This window comes from Halomonas sp. GFAJ-1 (genome assembly GCF_000236625.2).
Classification (GTDB): Bacteria; Pseudomonadota; Gammaproteobacteria; order Pseudomonadales; family Halomonadaceae; genus Vreelandella.
This window is the reverse complement of record NZ_AHBC01000008.1, coordinates 169413-180093: the sequence shown is the minus strand read 5'-3', so window position 1 is coordinate 180093 and position 10681 is coordinate 169413. Positions and strand designations below refer to the sequence as shown.

The window sequence follows — 10681 nt, the reverse complement described above, 5'->3', positions numbered from 1 at the left end:
GGTTGACTGGTTCAACAATCGCCGACTACTGGAACCCATCGGAAACGTTCCACCAGCAGAACGAGAAAGGACGTATTATCGTCAACTGGAGGAGTCGGGTGAAGCTGCCTGACTCAAACAAACCGGTCTCCGGAATAACCGGGGCGGTTCAGTGTTGCGTGCTGTTTGGTACGGGGGCTAGGCCGTGCTCGGATAAGCTGCAAAGCTAGCCAAACCAAGTAGGCGGCACCGGCGTAGCGAACCACATCAAATAGCCACGGAGCCGCAATAAAAAGTGCTGCTAATCCTAACCCTGCCAAGGCGACATGCGCGCCTCTGGCAATTGCCAGCCCGAGCGCAGTAGCCAGCCCGTGGCCACGACCAAGGGTGCTGCTGGTATGCAGAACGAGCAGCATATCAGGGCCGGGAATTAGATAAACAATGGCTAAAGCGCCGATAAAAAGCCCGAGCTCCATGGCTGCGTCCTGTGAGTGCTAAATCGTCTTGAGAAGAGACTCATGGTAACGTTAAAGTGCTAAGCATTTTCTTGCCATTTACACCCATGAAAATTAATTTTTTAGTATTTTGTGCCAATTTTAATAATGGAAATACTCACATATGCCAAATTGCAAGTTGGATGCTACCGACCGCCGACTGCTTGCGTTACTCCAAGGCGATGCGCGTTTAACAAATGTAGAGCTAGCAGAGAAGGTGAACTTGTCACCGTCTCCTTGTTTACGCCGTGTGCGGCGCTTGGAAGAGAGTGGCATTATTCGCGGCTACCATGCAGAGCTTGATCGCCGAAGCGTTGGCTTAGAGTTAACCGTGTTTGTTGGTATTAAGGTGGAGCGACACCATGAAGAGCAGGCAAACGCCTTCCGCGACGCCGTGGTAAAGCTGCCTGAAGTAGTCACCGCTCACCTGGTATCCGGTGAATCAGACTTTTTGTTACAAGTGGTCGTGCCGAGCCTGACGGCTTACGACGCGTTTTTAACCAATACGCTGCTACGCTTGCCTGGAGTGAGCGATATTCGCAGCAACTTTGCGATTCAACCGGTGAAGGAGTACGGCATTTTGCCGCTGAAACAGTAAGCGATGCTCTTTTGCGCAAGATTCGGGTAGGACAAGCGGGCGTGGCTGGTTAAGCTTGGCGCATGCTCTGCGTTTAGGTGGGGACTCACTGTGACAGACTATGCCCGTATCGAGAAAGCCATGGCCTTTATGGTGGCGAATGCCACCCAGCAGCCCAGTTTGGAAACAGTGGCGGCGCAGGTACATTTGAGCGCGTTCCATTTCCAACGGCTGTTTTGCCGCTACGCAGGCGTGAGCCCTAAGCGCTTTTTGCAGGCGCTGACGCTGGCGCGGGGTAAGCAGCTAATTGCATCTGCCCAGAGCCTTACCGATACTGCCCAGGCATTGGGGTTAAGCGGCGGCTCGCGGCTTTACGATCATTTTGTCACGCTGGAGGCGGTGACACCCGGGGAGTTTAAGCGTCAAGGGCAGGGCGTCGAGATTGCTTATGGCGTGCACCCTACGCCGTTTGGCGAGGTGTTGGTGGCGGCGACTCCCAGAGGTATTTGCCGCATGGGCTTTCTTGCGGCGACACCAAAAGAGGAGATGCTAGCCCAACTAGCCGCCGATTGGCCCCGCAGCTCGCTTAACCACCAGCCAGACGCCACGCACCACGTGGTGGATGCGCTGTTTGAGCCTCAACAAAGCGCCGCGTCGGGGGCGCTACGGCTGCACGTTAGCGGTACAAACTTCCAGATTAATGTTTGGCGAGCGTTGCTTACCATTCCCGAAGGCCAGCTGGCCAGCTATTCCCATATTGCCCAGGCGCTTGGGGCACCTAAATCTTCCCGTGCGGTGGGCAATGCCGTGGGCGCTAACCCCATCGCGTTGTGGATTCCCTGCCACCGGGTGATTCAACAAAGCGGTGCTCTCGGTGGCTACCGTTGGGGCGTTGAAACCAAGCTGCAGGTGCAGGCGTGGGAAGCGGCCCGGCACTCCCCCTTGCTTGAACCGCACTAACCCTGAATTAGTGCCCAAATACCGACCAACCAGTGTGTTGGACAAACATTTCCAGGGCGCGCGTGCCTAGCAGACTATTGCCAAATTTATCCAGCCCCGGTGACCATACGGCCAACGAGCCGCGACCAGGGGCAACCGCTAAAATGCCGCCGCCTACGCCGCTTTTGCCAGGTAAGCCAACACGGAAAGCAAACTCCCCTGACGCATCGTAGTGGCCGCACATCATCATAAGTGAATTAATTCGTCGCGCCCGCTGGGGTGATACCACGCGCAGATTGCTGGGGCGATTGACGCCATCTGAGGCCAAAAACAGCCCCGCATGGGCAAGCTGCTCGCAGCTCATGGCGATGGCGCACTGGTGGAAGTAGGTGCCCAGCACTTTATCGACATCGTGGCGCAGGTGGCCAAAGGCTTTCATAAAGTGGGCAAGCGATGCATTGCGGTCTTTGTGCTGCATTTCCGAAGCGGCGACTTGATGGTCAAAGCAGATACTGTTGTCGTCAGCAATGTAACGCACAAAGCTCAATATTTCCGCCAGGGTCTCTTTAGGTTCGTGGCCCATCATAATGGCATCCACTACTGCAATGGCCCCGGCGTTGATAAACGGGTTACGCGGTTTACCGCCTTCATGTTCAAGCTGCACAATGGAATTGAACGGGTCGCCAGATGGCTCGCGGCCAACCTTAGACCACAGCCCATCGCCCCATTTGCCCAGTGCGATGGTGAGTGTGAAAACTTTGGAAATACTCTGGATTGAGAACGGCGTGTTGGCGCAGCCCGCAGAGAAGCGCTGGCCATCTACTGTTGCCAAGCTAATGGCAAATTGGTTTGGGTCGACATGGGCTAATTGTGGGATGTAGTCCGCTACTTTGCCCCGCTCGGTTTCCAGGGCTAGCTGGGTGGCAATGTCGTTAAGCAACTCTTGCATGAAATCCATCGTCGTTTGGTAGCGTGGGGGCCGCTACCCTAGCGGAAAATGCTGAATCTGTCTGCTGATGTGTGCCCATTCAACACGGTATAAGGCCCGTTTAGAGTGACCTTGATGTTGGCAAGTGCCGAAGGGGCCTCCTAAGACGTAACCCCTAAGTTACTTAAGCGCTATATGGCATTTTGGGTGGCATTCTTTCTTATCGTTTTAAGAGGTGGTCCGTCACTATCGGACAAGTAATAGTTAGAATAAACGATAGCTTAATTAGACGCTTTATTTGTAAATACAACATTAATCAGCTGTTTTTAATTTTACTAAGTGTGCTGTTTGATGAGTATTTTAATACTTTTATTAACTTGATTCGTTATTTTTATCAGTATTTAATGCTTCAGCATCTCATCCCCTGCATCGAAACTGGTAACGAATCTCATGTTTTCTTTCATTGAATACCTAAGTGGCCCTCATGCTTGAGCGCCGCCCTCTCTTCCTGGCGGTAGGGATCGCGCTCGGCACTCTGTCATTATCAGGATGTGGTTCAAGCGGCGGCGGTGGCGATAGCAGCCAGGGTGTGCATACCCCTGGCGGCTCTTCTCCTAACCTGAGTGCCGGCCAACTCCCCATACCGCTTGGGCCTGGTTTGGTAAGAGTGGCGGTGGCAGATAGTGCGTTCGATGTCGCCTCTATCACTAATAGCGAGCGAGTGATCGACAGCTTAGATGTCTATAGCGGCACATCAGATGTTAGCGGTTTTGATGAATGGCACGGCAATGCCGTTTCCTCCGCGATTACTAGCGGAAATTTGGGTAATGCCCGCTTAGACCTGCTGAAAGTAGAGGATAGCCTAGGTAACACCTTCAGCAACGCACTCGATTACGCTATTGGTGAAGCGGCCAGTCGCGGTGCCAGAGTAATTAACGCCAGCTTTTCCCGCCGCTTAGAGGCCAGCGACCCCAGGCTCTCTTTTAATGGGGTGACCTCGGCTACCTCGTACCAGCGTGTTGTCAATGCTAACGGTGGCAAAGGCGCCATTTACGTCGTTAGCGCAGGCAATACTGGCCGCGCCATTGATACCCGAGGTAACCCAATTTACACAAGCCAGCCTGGGCTTTACGAGATGATGCTTATCGCGGTAGGCACTACGTCGGATGGCAGAATTCACCCTTCAAGTAGCTATCCAGGAGATGATGCTCGGTTGCAGGCACGCTCCATTGGAACGGGGTTCGTCAACCGAAGGGTGGGTGCCCAGGGCACGTCGATTTCAGCGGCACAAATTTCTGAGTATGCCGCGGGTATTGTGGGGCAATGGCCACATTTAACGGCTCAGCAGGCTAGCCAGCGACTGTTGGATACGGCGAGCCAGGAGAGCGCGTTGTTTCAGCAGAATAACTGCGGCGCTAGCGGCACGCTGAACTGCGGTGCCTTCTATTTAGGCCAAGGTATTGCTGATATCGACGCTGCACTTGCGCCTGAAGGCGATCTACTGGTCAGCCAAAGCCAGCGTGTGGCAGAGGGCGGGGCGCTGGCCGATGCGTCTTTCTTGCAGCTTTCCGAGGCCTATGGCAATTCTATAGCCACTTCTGGTGTGCTGGAGAATGTGGTTGCGTTTGACGCGCTGGGCCGGGATTACGCCATTGATTTGGGGCGCAATACGCTGCCGCGCACCGCACAGGCCACGCAGCGGCGCGGGCAGATGCAGCAGATGGCAAAAGCCACTTCGTCTGCTACTGAGACGCATACCGCTATCGACGGCAATTACCGCTTCACCGCCCGCAGTAATGTTGCCGGTGATTTACTGGCTAGCCGCTTTGACGGGGCTTTTGGCAATACTCAATTGAGTGCGTTTAGCTTTGCAGGTAACCAGCCAAGCCCTATGGGCAATGTCGCAGAGCTGGGTGTGATGCCCATGATCTCTTTTCAAACGGGGTCGGCGCTTACCCAAGCATTCGATACGGTGGAGGGTATCGAAACCCGCTATGCGCTGGGCCAACGGCTCAGTATGACGGCATCCCACTGGGCGGGGGATTCTGGCGACGATGCTGTCAGCGACTACCAAGCACGGCGTTCGGGTCTGGGGCTTACTTGGCAAATAATGCCTGGACTGAGCGTCAATAGCTATGTTGGCCAGCTGACAGAGCAGCAGGGTCTGCTGGGGGCTAGCGGTAGTGGCGCCCTTAGCCTTGGCGACGATAATCAAATGGATTTTGCTGGGCTAAGCGTTCAAGCTCAGTTTGATAACATTAGCGGCTTTGCTGAATTTGAGCAGGGCCGTGGTAGTGCCTCAGGACGTGGCTTATTGTCCAGCGTTGATGACATTAGTGCGCAGCAAATGGCATTGGGCATTCAGTGGCAAGGGCAGGGCGCACGTTCTGAACGCTGGGCGTTAACGCTACGCCAACCGCTTCGCATCGATAGCGCGAATGCCACTTTCGATGTGCCGGTGGGTCGTCGTTTGGATGGCAGCGTTGTGCGTGAAACGCGAAGCGCTTCTCTGGAGCCGTCAGGTCGCCAGCTCGATATCGAATTGGGGTATGGGTTTTCGACCAGTGAGCACAGCCAGTGGCAGGTTAACATGCTGCATACCCGAGACCCTGGTCACGATGCTGGCGCACCGAGCGACTCAGCGGCCATGGTGAACTACATCTACGCTTGGTAATAGGCGCGCTATGACCACACTAATGATTCAAGGCACCACCTCGGATGCAGGAAAAAGCACCGTGGTGGCGGGTCTGTGCCGTGTTCTCAAGCGCAGGGGGATGTCGGTGGCCTCGTTTAAGCCCCAGAACATGGCCCTGAATAGCGCGGTGACCAGCGATGGCGGCGAGATTGGCCGCTCCACCGCGCTACAGGCCCAGGCTGCAGGCGTCATTCCCCATAGCGATATGAACCCGGTACTGCTGAAGCCGGAAACTGATCGCGGCGCCCAGGTGATTCTGCGCGGCAAGGTGCATGGCCATATGGATGCACTGGATTACCATGCGTTTAAGCGCACAGCGAAAGAGAGCGTCATGGCAGCGTGGCAGGCCTTAGAGCAGCGCTATGACGTGATTATTGCCGAAGGCGCGGGTAGCCCTGCGGAAATCAACCTACGTAAAGGCGATATCGCCAATATGGGCTTTGCTGAAGCTGCCGACTGCCCGGTACTGCTGGTGGGCGATATTGATCGTGGCGGCGTCTTTGCTCAGCTCGTAGGTACGCTGGCGCTATTAAGTGACAGCGAGCAGGCGCGCACCAAAGGTTTTATCGTGAACCGTTTTCGGGGAGATATTGCGCTGCTGGAGCCTGGGCTTGAGTGGCTAGAGGCGCGCACTGACAAGCCGGTACTGGGTACGCTGCCCTATGTGCAGGGGTTACTGTTGGACGCGGAAGATAGTATTGGTTTAACTCAGGCCCCGCAGGCAAGCCAGCCCCTCAACGTTATCGTTCCCGCGCTACCGCGCATGAGTAACCACACGGATTTCGACCCACTGCGCCTGCACCCGCAGGTATCGCTGACGTTTGTAGGACCTGACCGGCAGATCCCCCCAGCGGATGTGATTCTCCTGCCCGGCAGCAAAAGTACGGCCAGCGACTTGGCATGGCTTAAGCGCCAAGGCTGGGAGGCAGCGATTACTCGCCACCTGCGCTATGGTGGCAAAGTGATGGGTATTTGCGGTGGCTTCCAAATGCTGGGTGAATGGGTAGATGATCCAGAAGGGCTAGAAGGCAGTCCAGGAAAAGTTGCTGGGCTTGGACTGCTACCGATGACCACGCGAATGGTGGCTGGCAAGCAGTTACGCAATGTTAGTGGCACGATGGTGGGGCAGGACGCGGCAGTGATCGGCTACGAGATTCACAATGGGATTAGTGAAGGAGCCGCTCTAAACCAGCCACTGCTTGACCTAGGCAGCCATCGGGATGGGGCAATCAGTAGCGACGGCCAGATATTAGGTACCTATGTGCACGGCGTGTTTGACCACCCGGAAGCCTGCCGAGCGTTGCTCACGCACTTAGGATTAAAAAATACGGTGGAGGTCGATTACCGCGCCCACCGTGAGAAAGAGCTGGATCGTTTGGCGGACACGCTAGAAGCTCACTTGGATATAGGCGCGATACTCAAAATGCTCAATGTTAGCTAAACGAGCCACAAAGATGGGTGCTGGTTAATCGCGCTGGCGCGTGGCCATTAGGGTGATTTCGACAGCGCTGCCACCACAGAGGTGTGGCGACTCCGTGCAGGTGCGCGCGGGGTAACGACCAGGCTCAAAAAATTCAGCATAGATACTGTCTAGCGCGTTGATCTGTTTTAAATCTGCTAAATGTATATCCACTCGTAAAACATCCGCTAAGCTGCCGCCTTCTTGCTGCAGCATGCGCTTAAGTTCGTGCATAACTAACTGTGTTTCCTCTTTAATATTGCCGCGGACAGCTTGACCATTAGAAATATCGGCAACGGTAAGTCCCGAAATAAACACATAATGGTCGTCAATGACCATGTGGCTTCCTGGAAAGCTGGGCTTAGGCAGTGTCGGGTCGTTATTAAACTGTGGCATTCGTTCTCCTTAACGACAAAATAGCCGTTTTGCCTTTAGTGCGACTGTGGTTGTTGAATGTGGTTCCCTTCTATTAAGAGGGTGGTGCTGGCGGTGGCTTTGCTCTACGCTGGCGGGCTTTTAAAACGCGCCAGAGTCGTTTTGGCGTCATGATCAAGCGCAAAGAGAGAGCGTAATGAAGGTAGTTCATATTAGTCAGAGCGGCCCGCGCGATGCGAGTTTGGCAACCCTATGTGCCGAAGTTTACGGTCAGCAGGCAGGGCTAACGCCGTTGGTGGTATTTACAGGCACAAAAAACGTGCTGTTTGCCCAAGAGGCTGCACGTTTATTGGCAGGCGTTGACGGTGAAGGGAAGCCTCTAGCACTTGCACTGCTGGTGCTGGATGAAAAAGGTCAGGGTATGACCGTCACCCATGCCTGCGAATTTAAACAAGGCGCTAAAGCGCGCTTAATCAGTGAGCTCAGCTTAAAAGCACCGCTGCGTGTTGAGGTGGCTAGCGACAAAGAAGAAGCATTTTACCAGCAGTGCGGTATTAAACGCTGGTTTGATAGTGAAGGTAAGCGGATCGGTTTAGGCGCGCGTCATCCTGCTAAAAGCAGTGATGAGCTGGTGCCCACCCTCCATCTGGACGAAGCGCTAATTTTGCGCCGTTTTAAGCATGACCCCAACGCATTTTCTGACGCTAAAGAGGCTTTTCTGTCGGGCTTAAATAACTTTCCCAGCACGTTTTGAATTTAATGCCGCCGCGTTAAGAGGGCGGCCTTGCCTATAAGACTAAAAGATGACGTTTACGTTGACGTCATTTTGCGGTGGGCTATTGTCTGCATGTAAGCGTTATCTTAACAAGTTTTAGCCGATTTTAGTGGTTTTTGCTGCCTTGTTAGCGGTTTGCGCTTTTGCAGTTACTGCAATATTAGGTGCGTTTTAGCTGGGCCATGCACGAAAGGTCGAATGTTATCTTGATTAATAGCTGAGTAAAAAGCACTCAACTAACAACAACAATACTCAAGGATATTAATAATGAATAACCAGACACCGTGAGGAAACGCTGTGCTGCTCAAACGTAAATACGGGGAAGAACATCCCTACTGGCCCGTTGGCCCCTTCAAAGTTCGTTTGCCCTTTATCCATTTCCGCTGGGAAATACCCGAGACCATTCAGGCGCTGGTCATGTTTGTTATCGGGCTGGGGATGATTCCGCTTTTGGAGCAGTATCTAGGGCTGCCCTATGAAGTGGCACTAGCGTATGTCGTGGTGTGTGGTATCGGTTTTATTCTTCCCCCGTTGCTCGGGGTGCCTTTTGTGGCGGGGTGGATTACGCCCGCTATTCCCGTGGTACTGCTGTTTATTGGTCAGTTTGAGCCAGGGCCGGAAGCTATCCGCGCGATGGTGGCACTGCAGCTAATGGTCACGGCGATTTTCCTATTTATGGCGGTGACGCGTTTAGGTACGAAGCTGGTTAACAGCGTGCCGGACTCCATCAAGGCGGGCATTTTGTTGGGCGCTGGTATCGCCGCGATAAGTGGCGAAATTAGCGTTGGCGGGAGGCTTTATGAAACGCCTATTTCACTGGGTATTGGTGGTTTAATTACCCTGTATGTCCTGTTTTCACTTTCGTTTCGCGACCTGACTGAAAAATTCCGTTGGGCGCGTAATATCGCCGCCTATGGCATGGTGCCCGGTATGTTAATTACCATGGCGATTGGCTGGGGGGTAGCGGAGTACCCGATGCCTACGGTGGAGTGGGGCATTGCCGTGCCGGACTTTGGCGGCATCTGGGCCTACCTGCCGTTTACCATTGGTGCGCCGGGTATTGATCTACTGGTCACCGCTATACCTACCGCTATCATCGCTTACATAATTGCCTTTGGTGACATCATTGTGGGTCAGAGCTTGATCAAGCGTGTGGATCATTTGCGGCCGGATGAGAAAATCGAAGTGAATGTTGATCGTGTTCACCTGATCACGGGCTTGCGAAACCTAATGCACTCTATGTTTGCTCCTTACCCAGGCCTTGCCGGGCCGCTCTTTACCGGGGCAATGGCCACTATTGCTGAGCGCTACCGGTATGGCCGCGGCGCCATGGATACTATTTATTCGGGGGCGTCGGTATTCTGGATAGTGGGCTTTTTGGCGCTATTCTTACTGCCGCTGGTAACGCTCTTCCGCCCGGTACTGCCCATTGCGCTCTCGATTACTTTGCTGATTACCGGTTATTTGTGTATTGCGGTTGCGGTAGAGCAGATTAAAAACGCAACGGCCATGGGGGTCGCTGGCATTATGGGTGTGGTGCTGGCTACACACGGCGCTGCGTGGGGGCTGGGAATTGGGGTGATTCTCTACTTTATGATTGAACACCGTGCGCGAAGCCATGCGGAAGATGAGGCTGATGAGCCTATCCACGTGGAAGAAGATGCGGTGGTCGAGGTGGAGGAAAAACCGATTAGTTAGGTAAGACGCTGCACTAATACAAGCTGTTAAAAAAACCGGCAGTCTTTATAGACCTGCCGGTTTTTTTTGCAACAACACGTTCGAGTTTAAGCAACAAAAATACTGAGTGTTGTCATGATGTTGCGTGTTTAGCCCAGTAAAATATAGGTGTGTTAACTGTTACTTAAGAGGTAAAGGCGTATGGCGTTAGCGATAAGGGATACCCACTCCCGCTATGGTTTGGTGAGTAGGGCGCTGCATTGGGCGATGGCACTGCTTTTTTTATGGCAGTTTAGCGGTGCCACGGCGCGAGTGCTTTTGGAAGATACTGCGCTGGAATCTTTCTTATGGGGTACGCACCGTACTGTGGGCGTAATGCTTATGGCGCTTATTTTGTTACGCATTGTGTGGGCGCTCATCAATGCATCGCGCCGTCCGCCTTCAGTGAGCGTGATGGCAAAACTAGGTCATTTGGCGCTGTACGGCTTAATGGTTGCTGTGCCCACGATTGCCTTAATACGCCAATATGGCTCGGGCCGGGCATTGGATGTTTTTGGCGTCAATCTAATGCCGGGTTTTGAGGGTGAGCGTATTGATTGGATGGTAGACCTAGGCGGCTTGCTACACGGCGAGCTAGGCTGGGCGATGTTAGCGCTGATCGTCGGCCATATCGTAATGGCGGTTATGCACCGCAGGCTAACTAATCATGATGTGCTAAAGCGTATGGCGTAATTGGTAAGCGTTACTGACCTGGCTATTCTAACCCAGCGTATTGAAAGCGCG

General features: G+C 53.7%; 10 protein-coding genes. 7 read left to right on the top strand and 3 right to left on the bottom strand.

The annotated features are described in order from the left end of the window. Nucleotides 1–113: 113 nt before the first annotated feature. A complete protein-coding gene (locus tag MOY_RS03165; protein ID WP_009096413.1) occupies nt 114–455 on the bottom strand; it encodes a LysE family translocator in 342 nt (113 codons plus the stop codon). A 142-nt stretch (nt 456–597) separates the two neighbouring features. Here MOY_RS03165 and MOY_RS03160 point away from each other — a divergent pair, with 142 nt between their 5' ends. Both MOY_RS03160 and MOY_RS03155 read left to right on the top strand, forming a co-directional pair. Continuing rightward, complete coding sequence (locus MOY_RS03160; protein ID WP_009096411.1) at nt 598–1071, top strand: Lrp/AsnC family transcriptional regulator; 474 nt, start codon at nt 598–600, stop codon at nt 1069–1071. 90 nt (nt 1072–1161) lie between these two features. Next, complete coding sequence (locus tag MOY_RS03155) at nt 1162–2010, top strand: methylated-DNA--[protein]-cysteine S-methyltransferase (RefSeq protein WP_009096409.1); 849 nt, start codon at nt 1162–1164, stop codon at nt 2008–2010. A gap of 7 nt (nt 2011–2017) precedes the next feature. Here MOY_RS03155 and MOY_RS03150 read toward each other — a convergent pair whose 3' ends face one another. Continuing rightward, on the bottom strand, nt 2018–2938 hold the full coding sequence (locus MOY_RS03150) for a glutaminase (RefSeq protein WP_035539879.1): 921 nt from the start codon (nt 2936–2938) through the stop codon (nt 2018–2020). 463 nt (nt 2939–3401) lie between these two features. Here MOY_RS03150 and MOY_RS03145 point away from each other — a divergent pair, with 463 nt between their 5' ends. Both MOY_RS03145 and MOY_RS03140 read left to right on the top strand, forming a co-directional pair. Continuing rightward, entirely contained in the window at nt 3402–5591 is a 2190-nt protein-coding gene (locus MOY_RS03145) for a S8 family serine peptidase (RefSeq protein ID WP_009096405.1), read from the top strand. Nucleotides 5592–5601: 10 nt separating this feature from the next. Next, complete coding sequence (locus tag MOY_RS03140) at nt 5602–7053, top strand: cobyric acid synthase (RefSeq protein ID WP_009096402.1); 1452 nt, start codon at nt 5602–5604, stop codon at nt 7051–7053. 24 nt (nt 7054–7077) lie between these two features. Here the strand turns inward: MOY_RS03140 and MOY_RS03135 are convergent, their stop codons facing one another. Further along, nucleotides 7078–7467, bottom strand: a complete 390-nt coding sequence (locus tag MOY_RS03135; protein ID WP_009096400.1) for a RidA family protein — start codon at nt 7465–7467, stop codon at nt 7078–7080. Nucleotides 7468–7642: 175 nt separating this feature from the next. Here MOY_RS03135 and MOY_RS03130 point away from each other — a divergent pair, with 175 nt between their 5' ends. From MOY_RS03130 to MOY_RS03120, 3 genes are all read left to right on the top strand, one after another. Beyond that, nucleotides 7643–8200 carry a hypothetical protein gene (locus tag MOY_RS03130; RefSeq protein ID WP_009096398.1) on the top strand — a complete coding sequence of 186 codons (558 nt, stop codon included), beginning with the start codon at nt 7643–7645 and terminating at the stop codon, nt 8198–8200. A gap of 318 nt (nt 8201–8518) precedes the next feature. After that, nucleotides 8519–9919 (top strand): hypothetical protein, encoded by a 1401-nt coding sequence (locus MOY_RS03125; protein WP_009096396.1) that lies wholly within the window; start codon nt 8519–8521, stop codon nt 9917–9919. Between the two features lie 180 nt (nt 9920–10099). Further along, nucleotides 10100–10630, top strand: coding sequence for a cytochrome b (locus MOY_RS03120; RefSeq protein ID WP_009096394.1), 531 nt, complete (start codon nt 10100–10102; stop codon nt 10628–10630). The last annotated feature ends 51 nt before the right edge of the window (nt 10631–10681 follow it).

What these genes read in the sequence shown, in the direction of transcription:
- MOY_RS03165 (WP_009096413.1), bottom strand. Translation starts at nt 455, where the DNA reads ATGGAGCTCGGGCTTTTTATCGGCGCTTTAGCCATTGTTTATCTAATT.
- MOY_RS03160 (WP_009096411.1), top strand. Translation starts at nt 598, where the DNA reads ATGCCAAATTGCAAGTTGGATGCTACCGACCGCCGACTGCTTGCGTTA.
- MOY_RS03150 (WP_035539879.1), bottom strand. Translation starts at nt 2,938, where the DNA reads ATGCAAGAGTTGCTTAACGACATTGCCACCCAGCTAGCCCTGGAAACC.
- MOY_RS03145 (WP_009096405.1), top strand. Translation starts at nt 3,402, where the DNA reads ATGCTTGAGCGCCGCCCTCTCTTCCTGGCGGTAGGGATCGCGCTCGGC.
- MOY_RS03140 (WP_009096402.1), top strand. Translation starts at nt 5,602, where the DNA reads ATGACCACACTAATGATTCAAGGCACCACCTCGGATGCAGGAAAAAGC.
- MOY_RS03135 (WP_009096400.1), bottom strand. Translation starts at nt 7,467, where the DNA reads ATGCCACAGTTTAATAACGACCCGACACTGCCTAAGCCCAGCTTTCCA.
- MOY_RS03130 (WP_009096398.1), top strand. Translation starts at nt 7,643, where the DNA reads ATGAAGGTAGTTCATATTAGTCAGAGCGGCCCGCGCGATGCGAGTTTG.
- MOY_RS03120 (WP_009096394.1), top strand. Translation starts at nt 10,100, where the DNA reads ATGGCGTTAGCGATAAGGGATACCCACTCCCGCTATGGTTTGGTGAGT.